Here is a 20,292-nt window from a genome sequence, read left to right as displayed (position 1 = left end):
TTTATTTAGGTGTGCATTGCAGGAGGTTTTAAATGCAGGCGTTATTAATGCCCGTGATCACCGTTGATGGCCCAAGTGGTTCAGGTAAAGGAACTGTTTGTCGCTTGTTAGCCGACAAGTTAGGGTGGGATGTATTAGATAGCGGTGCGATTTATCGTGTTTTATCTTTAGCTGCACTTCATCACCAAATTGCATTAGACAATGAAGAAGGGCTTGTCCCGCTTGCTGCAAATTTAGATGTGCAGTTTTTGGTAGATAGTCAAACTAATGCAGGAAAAGTTATTTTAGAAGGCGAAGATGTAACCACTACTATTCGTAATGAAGAAGTAGGCGCTGCGGCTTCAAAAGTTGCAGCATTACCTCGCGTTCGTGAAGCGTTATTACGTCGCCAGCGTGCATTTCGCACTGAAAATGGCTTAATTGCCGATGGCCGTGATATGGGCACTGTGGTTTTTCAAGATGCGCCGTTAAAAATATATTTAACAGCCAGTGCACAAGAGCGTGCTCGTAGACGCTTTGTTGAGTTGAATACGCGCGGCCTTGATGTTACACTAAGTGGTCTATTACAAGACATTCAAGCTCGTGACGAGCGCGATATGAATCGCACCGTTGCTCCGCTTGTACCTGCAGAGGATGCTATTGAGATCGATACTAGCGATCTTAATGCACAGCAAGTGTTTGATAAGGTAATAACTTTATTGGATATTGCTATCTCTGAAGGTAAGCTTCCTAAACGAAGCTAAACACATTTTATGCGCCAGCAGGATGCCAGTGCTATTTTAACAACCCCATGCAGCATGGTTGCTTATTGGTATTAATATATGAGACGTATATTCGTATGTCAGAAAATTTTGCGCAGTTATTTGAAGAAAGCTTAAAGGGTTTTGAAGCAGAGCAAGGCTCTATCGTTAAAGGTACAGTAATCTCTATCGAGAATAACATTGTACTTGTAGATGCTGGTCTTAAATCAGAAAGTGCTATCCCTGCAGAGCAGTTCAAAAATGCTGCTGGTGAACTAGAAGTTGCTGTAGGCGACGAAGTAGATGTTGCACTAGATGCAATTGAAGACGGTTTCGGTGAAACTATCCTTTCTCGTGAGAAAGCTAAGCGTCACGAAGCATGGATCCGTCTTGAGAAAGCATGTGAAGAGCAAGAGACTGTTACTGGTGTTATCAACGGTAAAGTTAAAGGCGGTTTCACAGTTGAAGTTGATTCAATCCGTGCTTTCCTACCTGGTTCACTTGTTGATGTTCGTCCAGTACGTGACACAACTCACCTTGAAGGCAAAGAGCTTGAATTTAAAGTAATCAAGCTTGACCAAAAACGTAACAACGTTGTTGTTTCACGTCGTGCAGTTATCGAATCTGAAAACTCACAAGAACGTGAAGAGCTTCTTGCTAACCTTGTTGAAGGCCAAGAAGTTAAAGGTATCGTTAAGAACCTTACTGACTACGGTGCATTCGTTGACCTTGGTGGTGTTGATGGTCTACTACACATTACTGATATGGCTTGGAAGCGTGTTAAGCACCCTTCAGAAATCGTTAATGTTGGCGACGAAATCGCAGTTAAAGTTCTAAAATTCGACAAAGATAAAACTCGTGTTTCTCTAGGCCTTAAACAGCTTGGTGAAGATCCATGGGCAGCTATCGCTGGTCGTTACCCAGAAGGTTCTAAACTTTCTGGTCGTGTTACTAACCTTACAGATTACGGCTGTTTCGTGGAAATCGAAGAAGGCGTTGAAGGTTTAGTACACGTTTCTGAAATGGATTGGACTAACAAGAACATCCATCCTTCAAAAGTTGTAAGCCTTGGCGACACTGTTGAAGTTATGGTTTTAGAAATTGACGAAGAACGTCGTCGTATTTCTCTTGGTCTTAAGCAATGTATTGCTAATCCTTGGCAGGAATTTGCTCGTCTACAAAACAAAGGCGATCAAGTTACTGGTAAGATCAAATCAATCACTGACTTCGGTATCTTTATCGGTCTTGACGGTGGTATTGACGGTCTTGTACACCTTTCAGACATTTCTTGGAATACACCTGGCGAAGAAGCTGTACGTGAATTCAAGAAAGGCGACGAAATCACTGCTATCGTATTGCAAGTTGACCCAGAGCGTGAACGTATCTCTCTAGGTGTTAAGCAAATCGAAGCTGACCCATTCAATAACTACCTTGATGCAAACAAAAAAGGTGCTATTGTTAAAGGTAAAGTGACTGAAGTTGATGCGAAAGGCGCAACTGTTGAACTTATCGAAGGCGTTGAAGGTTACATCCGTGTAGCTGATATCGCTCAAGAGCGCGTTGAAGATGCAACTACTGTTGTTTCTGTAGGCGACGAGATTGAAGTTAAATACGTTGGTGTTGATCGTAAGAACCGCACTTTAAGCTTATCTGTAAAAGCTCTTTTCGAAGCAGAAGAGAAAGAAGTACTAGAGAAGCTTAAGAAAGAAGAGCCAGTGTTTGAAAACGCAATGGCAGCTGCTTTCGCAAATGCACAAAAAGACTAATATATAATTAGTTTTTAGTTGGAAGGGCATTTTTTGCCCTTCCTATATCTCTTTTTAAGGAAACGCTATGACTAAGTCAGAATTGATAGAAATACTTGCGGAACAACACGCACACGTTCCAGTGAAAGATGTTGAGAATGCTGTAAAAGAAATTCTTGAACAAATGGCCGGCTCATTATCTACTTCAGATCGTATTGAGATCAGAGGTTTTGGTAGTTTCTCTTTGCATTTCCGCGCTCCTCGCACAGGTCGTAATCCTAAGACTGGCGATACAGTTGAGCTTGAAGGAAAGCATGTACCTCATTTTAAACCAGGCAAAGAATTACGCGACCGCGTGAATGAAAGCATTGCCTAGTTAACTTAGTGGAGTAGTTACTTGTTCAAGGTATTAAAAATTATTCTGGCTGCACTATGCCTTATCAGTGCATTTGTATTAGGGTCACAAAACCCACAGTTAGTACAAGTAAATTACATTATAGCCAGTAATACGCTACCTTTAGCTGTAATAATAAGTATCTGCTTTTTATTAGGTGTTTTGATTGGTTGTTTTATTAGCTTTAAATTGTTTTCGCAATTAAAGTGGCAAAACTACCGCTTAAAAAAGCAATTAGCGCCTGAAAAAGATAAAAAAAAGCTTGCCGCGAATAAAGACACCTAACTATGATTGAGCTTTTGTTTTTACTATTACCCGTTGCCGCTGGTTACGGTTGGATTATGGGTAAAAACAGTGCTAAAAACCAAGCTCATCAACTTAATCGTCAGATCACTTCTGAATATAGCAAAGGCTTAAAATTTCTACTCGATAGAGAAGAAGATCAAGGCTTAGAGCATTTAATCAACTTACTTGAAGTTTCAGCCGACTCGGTTGAACACTATTCTACACTTGCCACCATGTTTCGCCGTAGAGGTGAATTAGACCGCGCAATAAAAATTCACGAACTTCTATTAAAACACCCAAGCTTAAATGAACAACAAGCTGCAACTAGTCGTTTAGAACTAGCCGAAGATTATATAATGGCTGGACTACTAGATAGTGCGGAAGAGCACTTAGTTTGGTTAGTTAAAGCAGGGCATGTAGAAGCGCTGGACCCTATTATCACTTTATATTCGCAAACCCGTGAGTGGGAAAAAGGCATCAACATGTTTGAAGCCCATAGCGAATTATTTTCAAAAGAACAGCAATTTAAAGCAATTGCTAATTTTTATTGTGAGTCAGCTTTAAGTGACAATACACCCCAACTAATGAGAAAAGCGATTAGCTTAAATTATAAAGCCGTGCGTCCGCTTTACGAGTTAGGGTTAGTTGCTTACGCAAAAGAAGATTACGTTAAAGCTATTTATTACTGGCGTGAACTTGTCTCTCAATTTACCTTGTTTGCTCCGTTGTTTATTGATGAGCTGGCACACAGTTATAAACAATTGAATTTGACGCATCAATTTCACGAGTTAGTCAGTGACTTGTTAGAGAAGGGCGGAGTATTAATTAAAATAAAGCATTGCCAAGCATTACTTGAGCAAGGTCACACCAAGCAAGCCTTTGAATTTTTAACTGATAGCTTAAAACGTCAACCTACTATTCGTGGTTTTAGTTTTTTACTGCAATTAATGGGTGACCAAAATAAAAATACTAAAGAAGTACTTAACGAAATTGATAAGCTTGTAACCTCTTATATTGCTACAAAACCAGATTTCCAATGCCAGCATTGTGGTTTTACAAGCTACACCATATATTGGAACTGCCCTTCTTGTAAGCATTGGGAAACCATTGTTCCAAGTCGAGGCTTAGACGGATTTTAATAACCCCATAATTTATAACTTTACTGCCATTCACTAGGATAGTTATGTCTTTCGAACACTCAAAAAAAATTCTTATTGCATTAGATTACGATGATCAAGAAGTTGCTTTAAACTTTGTTAAACAACTTTCTCCTGATACTTGCCGTCTCAAGGTCGGCAAAGAAATGTTTACCTATTTTGGACCTGCATTTGTTAAAGAGTTAATTGATTTAGGTTTTGATGTTTTCTTAGATTTAAAGTTTCATGATATTCCTAATACAGTAGCTAAAGCGGTTACTGCAGCTGCTAAAATGGGGGTGTGGATGGTAAACGTTCATGCTTCTGGTGGCTTTGAAATGATGAGCAAAGCTAAATCGGCTCTAGAGCAATTTGGTGACAAAGCGCCATTACTTATCGCTGTTACTGTATTAACAAGTATGGATGAAACAGAACTTAAGCGTTTAGGTGTTGATAAATCAGCTCAAGAGCAAGTTATCTATTTAGCTAAGCTTGCAAAGGAAGCTGGGCTTGATGGTGTTGTGTGCTCTGCACAAGAAGCAAAAGCTTTAAAAACAGAGTTAGGTGATAGCTTTAAGCTTGTTACGCCTGGTATACGCCCTGAAGGGAGTGATGCGGGTGATCAAAAGCGTATAATGACTCCTAAGCAAGCTATAGATTCAGGAAGTGACTATTTAGTTATAGGCAGACCGATTACTCAAGCAGATAATCCTGTAAAAGTGCTTAGTGATGTTAATAACTCTATAGCTTAATTTAACATTAAGCAGTCATATAGTGCTAAAACCCTTACCTTATGTGAGTTTTATGTTACATTAATAAAATCAAAATGTAGTAGGGGTTTGTTTTGAAGTTATTTTTTGGTTCTATAGTAATTGTTATTGCGGGTTTTTCAGTAAATAAGTACGTTTTTTCTAATAAAGCATACGATGGTGTAACAACCGTTACAGATATAATTCCAACGTACCCAGTCGATATGTTTGATTTTAAAAAAACAATGCAAGATTATGCTCATCATCTGTGTTACAAAAATGAAGATACACTCATATCTCAGCATGTAAGCGTTAGTGAATGTATATCAAAGCTTGATGATAAAAAAACAGAATGTGAAAAAAAGGTTTTTCGTTTGGCGCCGCTCAATCTTGAGTCGGAAGTTGAAGTGCTTGATTATTCAAGGCAATATACGCAATGTACATTGCCTTATAAATATATTTTAGGTTAATTACAAACAGGTATTATTAGTAATTACAGCCAATTATAATTAAGATCTTAAGCGAATGGATTTCGCTTCAATATCTATTAACTCTTGTTTAAATAAGCCACCAATTGCTTTTTTATAATTAGCCTTACTTGTAGAAAACATCTTTTTTATTGCTTCAGGATCAGACTTATCACCAAGTGGAATAACACCGCCTTCGTTTTTAAGCTTTTGCATAATAGTTTCACCAAGGTCACTTACTTTTCCCATACCTGGCTTTTCTAGTACAACATCAATTTTTCCGTCGTCACGTACTTTTTGAATATAGCCTTTAAGCTTTTGACCCACAAATAAGCTTTTAAATACCATATTGTAAAAAACAACACCGAAGTGCGACTCTTCAATTAATACTTTGTAGCCAATATCTGTTTTGCCAGCAACAATTAAATCCACTTCTTGTAAGTGAGTATATTGCGGCTCATCTTTTGATGAGAAACGATTAAAATTGTTTGAGGCACAAATACGTTGGCTTGCATTATCAAGGTACAGGCGTACTAAATAAGAATGGCCTTCTTGCATGCGTGGCTTTTGTTCATTAAAAGGTGCAAGCACATCTTTCTCAAGCCCCCAATCTAAAAATGCCCCAATACTATTTATTTCTTTAACGCGTAGTAGGGCATACTCGCCAACTTGAGCATGTGGTTTCTTTATTGTTGCTGTGGCTAAATTAGCATTGTCTAAAAAGATAAATACACTAATGCTATCGCCCGCTTCAAGCTCATGTTTAATTTCTTGTTTTGGTAAAAACACTTCACCTAAATCATGACCGTCTAAGTAAGCACCTTCGTTACTCACTTCTTTTACAAATAATGTTTGTGTGGTTCCTAGGTAACTCATAATTATTCCTGCTCAGTCTTTTTTTTACGGCGCATTGGTGTATCGCCATCAATGTTCATTGGTGCTTTAATAGGTGCTGTTGGCTTTTTAGCTTTGGTTTTGCGTTTAAATACAGGCTTTTTAACAGCGGCGGATTTTTCTTTAGATTTATCCCACGTTGCCTCAGGCTTTTTCTCTTTTAAGCCTTTAAACTTAGCTTTTAAGCTCTCTACGCTCGCAAATTTTAATTCGTCATTTAAAAATGCTTTAATAGCTAAATAACTTGCCCAATCTTTTGGGCCAACTAATGAAATTGCATTTCCTTTAAAGCCAGCACGTCCTGTACGACCTATGCGGTGTACATACTCTTCAGCGTGTTTTGGTAAATCAAAGTTAATAACGTGCGTTACGCTTAACAAATCTAAACCACGAGATGCAACGTCGGTGGTAATCAATATTTTAAAGTTTTCGCGACTAAACGAATCCATGATATCTAAACGTTTGTTTTGCGTTAAATCACCAGCAAGCGCTACAGATTTGAAGCCTTTAGCATTAAGGGCTTCACTCAAACGGCTCGTGTCAGAACGCGTTGCTGTGAAGATAATACATTGACCAACATCATCTTGGTTTAAAAAATGCTCTAATAACGCTTCTTTATGATCAAGGTGATCGGCAAGGTATAACGTTTGTTTAATATCACTATGTTGCTCATTTGCTGCACTTAGCGTAATTTGCTTTGGTTTTTTTAATAGGTTACGTGATAGTGCATCTACTTGTGCATGGTCAAGTGTTGCAGAAAACAATAACGTTTGGCGTAATCGGTGATTAGCTTGCTCGTTAATCATTTTTAACTGCTCGGTAAAGCCTAAATCTAAAATACGATCGGCTTCATCAAAAATAAGCAGTTCTAGTCCACTCAATTGCAATGAGCGTTTTGTTATGTGATCAGCTAAACGCCCAGGTGTAGCAACTACGAATTGTGGGTCGTTTCTAAGAGCTTTTATTTGGTCATTAAAGTTTTCGCCGCCAAGTATTTTAACTGCCTTAATAGCTGTGCCTGCAATTAATAAACGCAGCTGAGTAAATACTTGCGTAGCAAGCTCACGCGTAGGAGCAACAATAAGTACACGAGGATCGCGTTTGCTGAGTGCTTTTTGTTTCATAACCCTTTGTACAGCAGGTAATAAAAACGCCAAGGTTTTGCCCGACCCAGTTTTAGACTGAGCGAAAATGTCATGCCCTGCAAGTGCGGTAGGCACTGCATGCGCTTGAATATCGGTGGGCTGGGTGATCCCTTGATGTGCTAATTGTGTTTCAAGGCGTGTATCAATCCCAAGATCAGTAAACTGCAATGTGTGTTTCTCCAAAATGAGCAAATTAACTCTATAAATTTATTAGCGCATTATAGCTTACACAGCTAGGTCGCTAACAGTAAAAACCAATCTATAGCGCTATTTTTTGCAATTAAACTAAAAAAGCGTAAAATACGCGCCCCATATGCGCCGGATTTACGATTCGGTAAACGCCAATATTGGCTAACAAGGCAAAATAGGAAATATAATGACTGTTGTTCATAAAGATAATGTAACGGGCGATCACTTTGTAGTATGTGCGCTGTATAAGTTTGTAGGTTTACCTGAATTTGAAGCTATCCGTAAGCCATTACTAGAAGTGATGGAAGCAAATGAAGTACGCGGTACTTTATTGCTCGCTGCCGAAGGTATAAACGGCACTGTTTCTGCAAAACGTGAAGGGATAGACAACTTATTAGCATGGTTAGATGAGCAACCAAATTTAAAAAACATCGTTACAAAAGAATCTTACGACGATGAATGTCCGTTTTACCGCACTAAAGTAAAACTAAAAAAAGAAATTGTAACGATGGGCGTTGAAGGCGTAGATCCGCTTAAAGTTGTGGGTAGCTATGTAAAGCCAAATGAATGGAATGCACTTATATCTGACCCTGAAGTAATTTTAATTGATACACGTAATGATTACGAAATTGAAATTGGTACATTTCAAAATGCGGTCGATCCAAATACCAAAACGTTCCGCGAATTTCCACAGTGGGCAAAAGAAAACTTAGACCCTGAAAAACACAAAAAAGTGGCGATGTTTTGTACAGGTGGTATCCGCTGCGAAAAATCGACAGCCTACATGAAAGAGCAAGGTTTTGATGAAGTCTATCACCTTGAAGGCGGTATCTTAAAATACCTAGAAGAAGTGCCAAAAGAAGAAACCATGTGGGAAGGCGAGTGTTTTGTATTTGATAATCGCGTTGCGGTTAATCACGACCTACAAAAAGGCTCTTATGATCAATGCCACGCGTGTCGTATGCCAATTACAGAAGACGAAAAGTTAAAGCCTGAATACATGGAGGGCGTCTCTTGTCATCATTGTATTGAAGAAGTTACGGATGAACAACGCGCACGTTTTGCAGAGCGCCAAAAGCAAATAGAATTAGCGCAAGCGCGTGGTGAAGGCCATATTGGTAATGAAGCACAAGCTGTTTTACAGCAACGTAAAGAAGCTAAAAAAGCCCAAAAAGACGCTCAGCGCGGTAAATAAATTTATACAATAAGTATTACATTTAAAGAGTCTATTTAGGCTAATGCCGTTCACTTAAGGTGAGCGGCTTTTTTATTTCTAGCGTACCGCTGTGGTCTTGGCTTGACTGCACGAGGAAAACCTCGATCCCTTCGAGGCTCTAGAATTAGGCTTTCTGCCATCGCATAAAAGTATTTTAATTGACGTGGTATGGCTCCAGGTGTTGAATAAGGTAATCCAACAAGCAACCTCATTATTTGAGCTAAACTACCATTGAAACTCAGTTGGTACGGTAAATAATCACCTTTTAATGTGTGGCACATTTTTACCATCTGATATCGCACCATATTATAAGTAAGCAACACTCCCCACAGCTCTTGCTTTACAAGCGCTGGTAAGCGACTTCTTAATGTTAATCGATTGCCCAGCATATATTGCTTTTGTTCCCGATAACCAAGCTCTATCTCCCAGCGGTGACTGTACAAATCACCTATATCGGCTGATAGATATCGCATCGGATCTGTCATAGATGTCATCACACTATATGATTTCCCCTTTATTTTTCGAGTCACTAACCTCGCGATTAAGGTGTTAGGCAGCGTTGGCCACATCTTTCTTGCTCTTGGGTTGCTACTAAGTTGGACTAATTTATCATTACGCCCTAATGTTTGAATAACTTCATATTGCACATTTTTTTTCAGGGGGATTAGCCAATGGCGTTCACTGCCAGTTGTTTGCCATTTATGTAAAAGCCCTAAAGAATAGAAACCTTTGTCGAATAAAGTGAGACTGTTATCGGGTGTGGTTTCTATAAGCTTTTCAGCCAGCACCATTTCATTGACCTTGTAATCATCAAAAGCACTCCCCGTGATTAGGTGGCTGCTTAGCTCCATTTGACACACCATTCTGACCTGTGGGTATTGTGTATTAGTCGGTTTTGTAAAGGCTTCATTGTTTTGGGGTGAGTCATCCGTACGCCAAACGACACCATCGACACCAAGCAAGGTAAGCCCATTCCAATGAGGATGATTAGCGTCATTATTCCAATGCCTTTGGGTGCATTCAAATAAGGCTTTCATGGCGGCTTCACCTAGGTTTTTACGGCGCTGAGTTAAAGCACTTGGCGCAACAAATGGCTTACCATCGCGGTCAACAATGTCGAGCATATTAACGACATCGGCCATCGATTTGTCATTATAAATAACCATCCCGATCAACAACCAAGCCATCGATTCTAGGGTTAGTTTTCTTTTTCGTAGTGTAACGGTTTCGGTCAGTGTATAGGCTTCTTCGATAAGAGATAAAGGGAGTAAGTCTGCGAGTGTTTCAACGTCATTAGGTTTGATGTTGTTAATAATATCGAGAGCATTAGAAAGTTGCATAAAAAAATCCGAATTCTACAAAAGAATTCGGATTCTTACATACCTAGAAGATCGTTCAAGTGCTATTAACTAATTCTTAAATGATCGGCATTAGTCTATTTAGGCTCTTTTTTTGTGCCTAAATTTGTACAGTAATTGTTTTCACACCCCGATGATAGTGTTAATCTGCAAAATAGATTTAGTCATTTTAATGCGCATACAGGAAGGGATTTATGCAAGCCGAACAAGTTGAAATCGCACAATTTTTAGCACAACATCCTCCTTTTGATGACTTACCTCAAAAAGCGCTTAATGAGCTAGCTCAACAAGTAGAAGTGGCTTATTTTAGAGCAAAAACAGATATCTTGAGTTTTGGACAAGACATTTCTGATTTATATGTAATTAGAAGTGGTTCTGTAGAAATGTATCGCCGAAATGGCGAGCTGTACAATCGTTTGGCTACCGCAGGTATATTTGGTCAAATGGGTTTATTGATGAACCGTAAGGTACGTTTTCCTGCAACTGCTCTGGAAGATACGTTAGTTTATTGCATAAATGTCGAGCTCTTTAATTGTTACTGTGATGAGTTTGATGCATTTGCTGATTACTTCGAAACAGACGGTAACGTGCGTTTGCATCAAGCTATTGTCGAGCAAGCCGATGGCAATGACCTGACAACCGCGAAGGTAAAATCATTAATTCACAGAGATGTAGTTACCGTAGATGCAACCTCTACGATACAAGATATCGCTAAATTAATGACCGAAGAGGCGGTATCGTCAGTGTTGGTAACCGATGTAAATAAACCAATAAATGATGACCCAGAAGAAGATGACGGACAAGTAGTTGGTATAATAACCGATAGGGATTTACGCTCAAAAGTAGTGGCTAAAGGGCTTGATTTTAATACACAAGCAAAAGAGATTATGTCTACTAACTTGGTGCTTTTAGATGCCAATGACTATATTTTCGAAGCAGTATTGGCCATGCTCAGAGATAATCTCCATCATTTACCCGTAGTACAAAAAAGACGTCCTATAGGAGTTATCTCCCTCTCTGATATTTTGCGTTATGAATCCCAAAGTAGCTTATTACTTGTACGCGGTATACTGGCTCAACAAACAATAGAGGATTTGGCTCATTATGCGCGCCAATTGCCCAATGTGTTTGTTCGTATGGTGAATGAAGATGCAAACTCACACATGGTTGGTACAGCCATGGCTGTTATAGGGCGTACATTTAAACAAAGACTACTTGTACTAGCAGAAGAAAAGTTTGGGCCACCTCCTGTGCCTTACTGTTTTATTGCTCTGGGCTCAATGGCTCGAGACGAGCAACTTATTGTAACCGATCAAGACAACGCGCTTATTTTAGATGACAGTTATGACGACGAAAAACATAACGCGTATTTTCAAAATATTGCCGATTTTGTGTGTGATGGTTTAGCGCAGTGTGGTTACACCTACTGTGATGGAGAAATTATGGCGTCGTTTAAAAAATGGCGTAAAACTCGCTCACAGTGGTTCGATCAATTTGCAGATTGGATCGCGCAGCCAAAACCACAAGCATTGCTTAATAGTTCTATATTTTTTGACTTAGACGGTGTGTGGGGTAAAACCAAGTGGGCCGACGAGCTTAAAATATTTATAGCAAAACAAAGTAAAGTAAATCGCGTATTTTTAGCTAATATGGCAGCAAATGCTAGAAATAGAACACCTCCACTAGGTTTCTTTAAAGGCTTTGTTATGGAGCATAATGGCCAACATAAGCGTTCAATGAACTTAAAGCGAAGAGGGACTGCACCTCTTTCTGATGTTATTCGCGTGCACGCATTGGCTATTGGTTCACGTAAACAAAATTCGTTTGAACGACTAGAAGATATTATTGAAGCGAAACTTTTACCACAGGGTAAAGCGCAAGATTTACGTGATGCACTTGAGTATATTGCCATGATGCGAATTCGCCATCAAGCGTGGCAAATAGAGAAGGGCGAAGAGCCCGATAACGACTTAGATCCACATTTACTTTCTCCGTTCGAGCAACGAAACTTAAAAGAGGCGTTCGCCATTTTAGAAAAAGCACAAAGCTATTTAAAATTTAGCTACACAGCAAACTCTGGTGTGAAGTAGCCTATGAATCCGCGTAATCATAAAGCAATTGATTGGCAAGCTAGGTATAACGAGCTTGCCAATAGCACCAAAAATAAACTCCTAAAACACTTTTATGCGGGTGCTTATAATCAAGACAAAGCTGCAATAAAAGACGTGCCTTTTGTAGCAATGGATTTTGAAACAACAGGCTTAAATAGCCAAAACGACGATATAGTGAGTGTTGGTTTAGTGCCGTTCAATTTAGAGCGCATTTATTGTAAGCACAGTCGGCATTGGGTTGTGCAGCCTAGGCGAAACCTTCATGAAGAGTCTATTTTAATACATGGAATAACGCACTCTGAGGTGGACGACGCCCCCGACTTTAATCAAATTATAGAGCCTTTACTTGAAGCGCTCAGTGGTAAAGTTGTCGTGGTGCATTATGCAGCAATAGAACGTCACTTTTTAAATAATGCGTTATTGTTAAGGCTTAAAGAAGGTATTGAGTTTGCACTTGTTGATACAATGGAAATAGAAAAAAGAGCACTAAAAGCAAGGCAGGGGTTATTAGGGCGGTTGTTTAACACAAAATTAGGTTCTCTTAGGCTAACAGATTGCCGTGCGCGTTATTCCCTACCAGCATATCAAAATCACAATGCGTTAACGGATGCACTTGCTACAGCAGAACTTTTACAAGCGCAGCTGAGTTATCATTATCGTGTAGATACTCCAATCTCAGAGCTGTGGCTCTAGCTTTTAATGACCAAACAAAAAAACGCCGCAAAAATTGCGGCGCTTTCGTTACTAATTAAAAGTATTACTCACTAAAAGTATTACTTAACTGGGCGAGGCTCAGTTCGTAAACCTAAAACTAAACTTAAACACATAAATAATAATACAATAGTAAATGGCAAGCCTGTAGAGACAGCGCCTGCTTGTAGTGCTTCAATTGCTTGTGTGCCACCAATCCAAAGTAAAGCAGCTGCAATTGCGCCCTCAACCGATGCCCAAAATATACGTTGTGGTACCGGTGCATCAATTTTACCGCCAGCTGTAATTGAATCAATTACTAATGAACCAGAGTCAGATGACGTAATGAAAAATACCAACACTAATAAAATTGCAATAAACGATAAAATATTAGATAAAGGTAATTCATCAAGCATTTGGAACATAGCTAAAGGTACATCAGTTAAACCATTAGTGCCTAACGCACCAACACCATTAACTACTTGATCAATCGCAATACCACCGTAAATAGACATCCATAAAACGGTAACTAGAGTAGGAATAAGTAAAACTGCAATTAAGAATTCACGAATTGTACGACCACGTGATACACGCGCGATAAACATACCTACAAACGGCGACCAGGAAATCCACCAAGCCCAGTAAAACACAGTCCAACCATGCATCCATGTTTCGTCTTCACGACCGTGAGGATTACTCAATGGAATAATATTTTCTACATAGCCCATCACGGTAGTGGGTACGTTACCCATAGCAACAGCAAAACCTACTAAGCAAACAAACACTAATAAAGCAAAAGCAATTAGCATATTAATGTTACTTAAAAGTTTTACGCCGCCATCAATTCCGCGCACAACAGAAATTATAGCTAGTAGTGTTACGCCCACTATTACTAATATTTGAGAGCCAACACCACCTTCTGTACCAAATACATGGTTAATACCAGCAGAAGCTTGCTGCGCACCTAGACCCAAAGATGTTGCAAGGCCAAATAACGTAGCAAGTACAGCTAAGATATCAATGATATGGCCAGGCCAACCCCAAGCTCTATCACCTAATATAGGGTAAAAAATAGAACGAATTGAAAGCGGTAAACCTTTGTTATAGGTAAAAAATGCAAGAGATAAACCAACAACAGCGTAAATAGCCCAAGGGTGAAGACCCCAATGAAACATAGTTGCGCCCATTGCTAATTTTGCAGCTTCTGGTGTATTAGCGGCTACATTAAGCGGTGTTTCGTACCAACCAGTAAAGTAAGCAACTGGTTCAGCAACGCCCCAAAACATAAGGCCGATACCCATACCCGCAGCAAATAACATAGCAAGCCATGAAACGCGAGAGTGAGAAGGTTTAGCGTCATCACCACCAAGGCGAATATTACCGTAAGGAGAAACAATAAGTGCTAAACAAAAGAGTACAAAGAAGTTAGCAGCCCACATAAATAGGGCATCAAAATTATTAATAATATCGGTCTTGATACTATCAAGCGCTGTTTTTGCAGTTTGTGGGTCGGTAACAAGTATGGCGATTAAAAAGATGACAATCAGGCCCGCACTAGTTCCAAAAACAGGGTTGTGAATATCAAACCCCCACTTTTGTACGTTGTCCTGACCTACGGTGTAATCCGTGTTGTCAATACTATATTTGTCATGATTTTCCTTCATGCAATACCTCTTTAGTTGTCCTAACAAGCCAAAATAAATTCGGCGTCATATCGAATTACATTAGTCTTTAAATATTAAGTAAAAAGTAATACCGTAATTATTTGAAGACTAACTAATTTGAAGCGTGATCATACAGCTAGTAGTGTATGAGTTAAATATTAAATGTAAATGAATTTGTATTTAAAATGCTGTTTATATGACCAAATTCATGATTCTTTCATTTAAAAGCCCTAAATTTAAAAATTCAGTGAACGTTAAAATTTAGTTTGCTATTAAAAGTATTAATTTACTTGATTAAGTAAAAAAAGATCATTTTTAAGTAGCTTAATTAATGCTTAAATATTAGGACTTGTTAGTCTTTAAGGATTGAAATTTATTTAATCTAGGCGCAATTTAATCGCTCCTAGTTTTATAGCTTAGCGGTTCGGTAACAGCTTATGCGTTATTTCTCATGCTTGCATGCACGTAAGAATAATCAAAGACCGGCTAGCAAAGAGCAAATTTCTCTTCAAGGCTATTATAAATTTATAAGCCGATAAGCATCTTTAATCAAGTTGTAATATGAATATGATTTAACACAACACTAAGCTATATTTTATAAATAGATAGGCAAAGGATTAATACTATTATGCGTGAAAGCGTTACAAACGATACCAATCAAAACGAACTTGTTAAACGCTTTTGTAGCGTTAGAGACGAAAGCCTAGCCATTATCGAACCACTCACTGTAGAAGATTGCCTATTACAAGCTATGGCTGATGCCAGTCCTACTAAATGGCATTTAGCGCATACCACGTGGTTTTTTGAAACGTTTTTACTTAGTGTTCATTGTAAACAGTACGCAGTGTTTAATCCTCACTATAAAATGCTTTTTAATTCTTACTACAATGGGATTGGAGAGCAATTTAAACGGGCAAACAGAGGAAGCTTATCTAGGCCATGTTTAGACGAAGTACTAGCTTACAAAGAACATGTGGATAGCCGCGTGATTGAATTACTTAAGACTGACGTTAACCCGCACATTAAAGATATTATTGAACTTGGGTTACACCACGAGCAACAGCATCAAGAACTAATGCTTATGGACATCAAATATAACTTTTCAGTAAATCCATTATTTCCTCAATATAAAACATCGCTTTTAAATAGCCAAAAAAAATCAGCTGATATTAAACCCCTTAATTTTATCAATTTTGAAAAAGCCATTATTAATATCGGCACAAATGCCGAAGATGAATTTGCATATGATAACGAGTGCCCCAAACACCAAGTACTAATTCATCCATTCAGCTTTGCTAATAGATTGGTCACTAATGGTGAATATTTAGACTTTATAAATGCCGGTGGATATAGCAATCCACAATATTGGTTAAGCGACGGTTGGGCGCATATTCAAAACACTCGTTTAACGCATCCACTATATTGGCATTACATAAATAACGAATGGTTTGAATTTACACACTATGGATTGCAGCCTTTAAATTTAAGTGCTCCCATCAGCCATGTTAGTTATTTTGAGGCCAGCGCCTACGCTAATTTTGTAAAGGCTCGCTTGCCTACAGAGTTCGAGTGGGAATATGCAGCTAAAAATACACCTGCAACAGACACTAATAATAACTACCTAACACCACAACAAGCAAAAGATGATACTGAAATAAACCAGTTAACGGATTCATGTTGGCAATGGACAAACAGTGCATATTTGCCATACCCCGGTTTTAAGCCTATTGAAGGAGTAGCAGGGGAATACAATGGTAAATTTATGAATAACCAAATGGTGTTACGGGGTGGGTGTGTGTTTACTCCTCAAAACCATTTACGACAAACATACCGAAATTTTTATTACCCACATCAAGCGTGGATGTGCAGCGGGATAAGACTAGCTAAGGATATAGTATGAGCCAAGTAACAGCGATTAAACAAAGTATCATAACCGACACTGAATTTTTAAACGACGTGATAAGCGGATTAACTCAACAACAAAAAACGCTTCCGTGTAAGTATTTTTACGATGATAAAGGGGCTGCATTATTCGAGCAAATAACATCCTTACAAGAGTATTATGTTACACGTACGGAGTTGTCTATTTTAGAGCAATACTCGCAGTCGATTGCTCAAATGCTACCTGAAAATCTCTCTATTATTGAGCCTGGGTGTGGTTCGGGTAAAAAGGTCGCGTATTTATTAGCGCATATGGCAAACGTAAAAACCTTCGTACCGTTTGAAATTTCTGAGGAGATGCTCAGTTATTCACTTGCACATTTGTCACCGTTATTTCCAGATTTGGCAATTTCGCCATTGCTAGGAGACTTTACACATAGCCAAACGGTTAAACAGCTAACCAAAGACACCGCTTTAGATAGTCAAACCAATTTGGTGTATTTTCCAGGCTCTACTCTTGGTAATTTTGCCCCAGTTAAAGCTATAGAAATTATGAATAATTTCCATCGCTTATGTGGTGTAAACGGTTATGTATTAATTGGGGTTGATTTAGTAAAAGAGCGCCAAGTGCTACTTGATGCATATAACGATAAAGCGGGAATCACCGCTACATTTAATAAAAATTTACTACAACGTATTAATAACGAGCTAAACGGCACATTTAATTTAGATAACTTTAGCCACGAGTCACGCTTTAACGAGCAACATAGCCGTATTGAAATGCATTTAGTAAGTAACTGTAATCAAAGCGTGGTTATAAATGATCAGCAAATAGACTTTATTGAAGGCGAAAGTATCCATACAGAAAACTCTCATAAGTACACGCTCGAATCGTTTAAGCAGCTTGCAGCGCAAGCTAATTTAAAGTTAGAGCAAACATGGCAAGACGATAGTAACTATTTTGCATTGTGCTTATTAAGGCCGCTTTAAACGTTACTTAAGTTATCTTTAATAAATGACAACTTTAGCATTGCTAAACTCATAGCTTAGCAATGCACCATTATTTGATTGCTGTATAAGCTTAGCTTTATTTAAACCATGTAGTCTAAATAGCAGGGGGGCAATAACAGATACCGCAGAGCCCGTTGCACTGTCCTCATTTACTCCAAACTGGGGGGCAAAATATCTAAAATGCGCTATGGCATTTTTTTTGTCTATATTTTTTATACTAAGCGCTATAACAGCATTTTTATGGAGTTTATTTAACGCTTTAAAATCAACGTGTAAGCTTTTTAAATCTTCTTTTTCAACGTCTTTACTAAATTCTTCATTAAATAACACAACCGTATAACCGTTATTTTCGCCGATACTGTAGGCTGCTTTTATTGCTAATGAAAACACACTTTTTAACTCACCATTAGCTAATTCGCTTTTTTTAGGCTCTATACTTTTTAGTAACAACTGGGCGCGTTGTTTTTTTACTCTTATAGTAAAGCGCTCATTACTCATTGATATAAATACTTCAGGACAATAACCAAAATATTTTATTAAAAAATTAGCGGCCGCTAAAGAACCATGCCCACAGCGTTTAATTTCACTTGTTTGGTTAAACCAGCGAATATTACAATGGCGTTTAGTTATCTCATTTTGATTTAAAAATACGGTAGCAGGGTGATTTGATTGTGATGCAATATATTGCATTGTTTTTGATGTTAACCCAATTTTATAAATAACAATTAAAGCACTTGAGCCTTTTAAGTTATTTGCAGGGCTATAAAAAACAGATTCGGTGGAAGTGAGTTTTATAAAGCGAAGCGTAAGCCATTTGGGCTTACGCTTCGTTAAACAAAGAGTGTTATCCTTTGCTTGCATACGCGTCGTTATGAACGCCCGCAGCACGACCTGATGGATCTGCATTGTTTTGGAACGATGCGTCCCATGCAAGTGCTTCAGGAGTCGAACACGCTACCGATTTACCATGTGGTACACATTTAGCTGATGCATCACCAGGAAAGTGCGATTCAAAAATAGTACGGTAGTAGTAAGCTTCTTTTGAATCTGGCGTATTAATAGGGTATTTAAATTTAGCATTTGCAAGCTCTTGATCGCTCACTTGCTCATTTACAAACTCTTTTAACGTATCAATCCAACTGTAACCAACACCGTCTGAAAATTGCTCTTTTTGGCGCCATAAAACTTCATCAGGCAAGTAGCCATCAAAACCTTCACGTAAAATGTGTTTTTCAATTTTGCCATCTTTACACATTTTGGCTTCAGGGTTGATACGCATAGCAACATCAACAAATTCTTTATCAAGGAACGGTACACGTGCTTCAACACCCCATGCTGCCATTGATTTATTAGCACGTAAACAGTCAAACATATGCAGTTTTGATACTTTACGGTTTAGCTCTTCATGAAACTCTTGTGCGTTAGGGGCTTTATGGAAGTATAAGTAACCACCAAATAACTCATCAGCACCTTCGCCAGATAACACCATTTTAATGCCCATTGCTTTAATTTGGCGAGCCATTAGGTACATAGGTGTAGAGGCACGAATCGTGGTTACATCATACGTTTCAATATGGTAAATCACTTCACGCAGTGCATCAATACCTTCTTGAATGGTAAAAATGATAGGGTGGTGAATAGTACCAATCATGTCAGCTACTTTTTGGGCAGCGGCTAAATCAGGTGAACCCTCAAGGCCTACTGAAAAAGAATGCAGCTTAGGCCACCATGCATCGCTTTCGTCGTTATCTTCAATACGTTTGGCAGCAAAGCGCTGGGTAATAGCAGAGATAACCGATGAGTCTAAACCACCAGAAAGTAATACACCGTAAGGCACGTCACACATTAGCTGGCGTTTAACGGCCGCTTCTAATGCATCTTTAACGTCTTGCGCTTGTGCGCTGTTATCTTTAACTGCATCAAATGTTTCCCAATCACGCTTGTAATAAGGCGTCATTTTGCCATCTTTGCTGTACAGGTAATGCCCCGGTGGAAATTCTTCAATATGCTTACAAATTGGAGAAAGTGCTTTTAGCTCAGAAGCAACGTAAAAGTTACCGTGCTCGTCGTGACCAGTGTAAAGCGGGATAATACCAATATGGTCACGGCCAATTAAGTAAGCGTCATTTTCTTCATCGTATAAACAAAATGCAAAAATGCCATTTAGATCATCTAAAAAGTCAGGCCCTTTTTGTTTATAAAGCGCTAAAATAACTTCACAGTCTGATTGAGTTTGAAAAGTAAAATCAACATCTAGCTCTGCTGCAAGTTCTTTATGATTATAAATCTCGCCATTAACCGCTAAAATATTTGTTTTTTCAGGATTGTATAAAGGCTGTGCACCGCTTGATACACCAACAATAGCTAAACGCTCATGTACTAAAATAGCTTTTTCAGATGCATATACACCAGACCAATCTGGGCCACGGTGCCTAAGCAACTTTGACATTTCAATTGCTTGGGCACGCAATTGAGCGGGATCAGATTTAATATCTAATACCCCAAAAATTGAACACATAGTAACTCCTCATTCCTATTATGTGTGCAGCAAAGCCAATTTGCTGTGCTGCGAAACCTTGTTTTATCAGAAAAAATTACTCAAGTCACATAGCTTTTA

18 protein-coding genes are annotated in these 20,292 nt (G+C 38.7%); 12 read left to right on the top strand and 6 right to left on the bottom strand.

Annotation, left to right across the window (positions count from 1 at the left end):
- Nucleotides 1-32 precede the first annotated feature (32 nt).
- The 7 genes from cmk to I6F10_RS07505 all read left to right on the top strand — a co-directional run bounded on the left by cmk (nt 33) and on the right by I6F10_RS07505 (nt 5,519).
- Nucleotides 33-743: a (d)CMP kinase gene (gene cmk, locus I6F10_RS07535; protein WP_002961166.1), complete on the top strand. Its 711-nt coding sequence runs from the start codon at nt 33-35 to the stop codon at nt 741-743.
- 95 nt (nt 744-838) lie between these two features.
- The gene (gene rpsA, locus I6F10_RS07530; RefSeq protein WP_002961176.1) at nt 839-2,506 is read left to right on the top strand and encodes a 30S ribosomal protein S1; all 1,668 of its coding nucleotides are present in this window, start codon (nt 839-841) and stop codon (nt 2,504-2,506) included.
- Between the two features lie 67 nt (nt 2,507-2,573).
- On the top strand, nt 2,574-2,861 hold the full coding sequence (ihfB, locus tag I6F10_RS07525) for an integration host factor subunit beta (protein ID WP_002961178.1): 288 nt from the start codon (nt 2,574-2,576) through the stop codon (nt 2,859-2,861).
- Between the two features lie 21 nt (nt 2,862-2,882).
- Nucleotides 2,883-3,164, top strand: coding sequence for a lipopolysaccharide assembly protein LapA domain-containing protein (locus I6F10_RS07520; RefSeq protein ID WP_024595025.1), 282 nt, complete (start codon nt 2,883-2,885; stop codon nt 3,162-3,164).
- A 2-nt stretch (nt 3,165-3,166) separates the two neighbouring features.
- Nucleotides 3,167-4,303 (top strand): lipopolysaccharide assembly protein LapB, encoded by a 1,137-nt coding sequence (lapB, locus tag I6F10_RS07515; protein ID WP_002961182.1) that lies wholly within the window; start codon nt 3,167-3,169, stop codon nt 4,301-4,303.
- Nucleotides 4,304-4,347: 44 nt separating this feature from the next.
- Nucleotides 4,348-5,052, top strand: a complete 705-nt coding sequence (gene pyrF, locus I6F10_RS07510; RefSeq protein WP_002961184.1) for an orotidine-5'-phosphate decarboxylase — start codon at nt 4,348-4,350, stop codon at nt 5,050-5,052.
- A 92-nt stretch (nt 5,053-5,144) separates the two neighbouring features.
- Complete coding sequence (locus I6F10_RS07505; protein ID WP_024595713.1) at nt 5,145-5,519, top strand: hypothetical protein; 375 nt, start codon at nt 5,145-5,147, stop codon at nt 5,517-5,519.
- A gap of 39 nt (nt 5,520-5,558) precedes the next feature.
- Here I6F10_RS07505 and I6F10_RS07500 read toward each other — a convergent pair whose 3' ends face one another.
- Together I6F10_RS07500 and I6F10_RS07495 are read right to left on the bottom strand one after the other, a co-directional pair.
- A complete protein-coding gene (locus I6F10_RS07500; RefSeq protein WP_165743595.1) occupies nt 5,559-6,392 on the bottom strand; it encodes a CvfB family protein in 834 nt (277 codons plus the stop codon).
- A 2-nt stretch (nt 6,393-6,394) separates the two neighbouring features.
- The gene (locus I6F10_RS07495; RefSeq protein ID WP_165743597.1) at nt 6,395-7,723 is read right to left on the bottom strand and encodes a DEAD/DEAH box helicase; all 1,329 of its coding nucleotides are present in this window, start codon (nt 7,721-7,723) and stop codon (nt 6,395-6,397) included.
- Nucleotides 7,724-7,931: 208 nt separating this feature from the next.
- Between I6F10_RS07495 and trhO the strand changes: the two genes are divergently transcribed.
- Complete coding sequence (gene trhO / locus I6F10_RS07490) at nt 7,932-8,939, top strand: oxygen-dependent tRNA uridine(34) hydroxylase TrhO (protein WP_165743599.1); 1,008 nt, start codon at nt 7,932-7,934, stop codon at nt 8,937-8,939.
- A 50-nt stretch (nt 8,940-8,989) separates the two neighbouring features.
- Here the strand turns inward: trhO and I6F10_RS07485 are convergent, their stop codons facing one another.
- On the bottom strand, nt 8,990-10,300 hold the full coding sequence (locus tag I6F10_RS07485) for an IS4 family transposase (RefSeq protein ID WP_197098679.1): 1,311 nt from the start codon (nt 10,298-10,300) through the stop codon (nt 8,990-8,992).
- A 212-nt stretch (nt 10,301-10,512) separates the two neighbouring features.
- Between I6F10_RS07485 and I6F10_RS07480 the strand changes: the two genes are divergently transcribed.
- Together I6F10_RS07480 and I6F10_RS07475 are read left to right on the top strand one after the other, a co-directional pair.
- Nucleotides 10,513-12,408: a DUF294 nucleotidyltransferase-like domain-containing protein gene (locus I6F10_RS07480; protein ID WP_165744322.1), complete on the top strand. Its 1,896-nt coding sequence runs from the start codon at nt 10,513-10,515 to the stop codon at nt 12,406-12,408.
- A gap of 3 nt (nt 12,409-12,411) precedes the next feature.
- Nucleotides 12,412-13,122 carry a 3'-5' exonuclease gene (locus I6F10_RS07475; RefSeq protein ID WP_024595068.1) on the top strand — a complete coding sequence of 237 codons (711 nt, stop codon included), beginning with the start codon at nt 12,412-12,414 and terminating at the stop codon, nt 13,120-13,122.
- An 80-nt stretch (nt 13,123-13,202) separates the two neighbouring features.
- Here the strand turns inward: I6F10_RS07475 and I6F10_RS07470 are convergent, their stop codons facing one another.
- Nucleotides 13,203-14,783: a BCCT family transporter gene (locus I6F10_RS07470; RefSeq protein WP_165744323.1), complete on the bottom strand. Its 1,581-nt coding sequence runs from the start codon at nt 14,781-14,783 to the stop codon at nt 13,203-13,205.
- Nucleotides 14,784-15,411: 628 nt separating this feature from the next.
- Between I6F10_RS07470 and egtB the strand changes: the two genes are divergently transcribed.
- Together egtB and egtD are read left to right on the top strand one after the other, a co-directional pair.
- The gene (gene egtB, locus I6F10_RS07465) at nt 15,412-16,683 is read left to right on the top strand and encodes an ergothioneine biosynthesis protein EgtB (protein ID WP_165744324.1); all 1,272 of its coding nucleotides are present in this window, start codon (nt 15,412-15,414) and stop codon (nt 16,681-16,683) included.
- Nucleotides 16,680-17,654, top strand: coding sequence for an L-histidine N(alpha)-methyltransferase (egtD, locus tag I6F10_RS07460; RefSeq protein WP_165744325.1), 975 nt, complete (start codon nt 16,680-16,682; stop codon nt 17,652-17,654). Before egtB ends, egtD begins: the two co-directional genes overlap by 4 nt.
- Nucleotides 17,655-17,672: 18 nt before the next feature.
- Here egtD and I6F10_RS07455 read toward each other — a convergent pair whose 3' ends face one another.
- Nucleotides 17,673-18,536: a PhzF family phenazine biosynthesis protein gene (locus I6F10_RS07455; RefSeq protein WP_165744326.1), complete on the bottom strand. Its 864-nt coding sequence runs from the start codon at nt 18,534-18,536 to the stop codon at nt 17,673-17,675.
- On the bottom strand, nt 18,520-20,193 hold the full coding sequence (gene asnB, locus I6F10_RS07450; RefSeq protein ID WP_197098678.1) for an asparagine synthase B: 1,674 nt from the start codon (nt 20,191-20,193) through the stop codon (nt 18,520-18,522). The genes I6F10_RS07455 and asnB overlap by 17 nt, the downstream gene beginning before the upstream one ends.
- Between the last annotated feature and the right edge of the window lie 99 nt (nt 20,194-20,292).

The organism is Pseudoalteromonas sp. SWYJZ98 (assembly GCF_015864495.1).
GTDB lineage: Bacteria > Pseudomonadota > Gammaproteobacteria > Enterobacterales > Alteromonadaceae > Pseudoalteromonas > Pseudoalteromonas distincta.
This window is presented reverse-complemented; position numbering and strand designations above follow the sequence as displayed.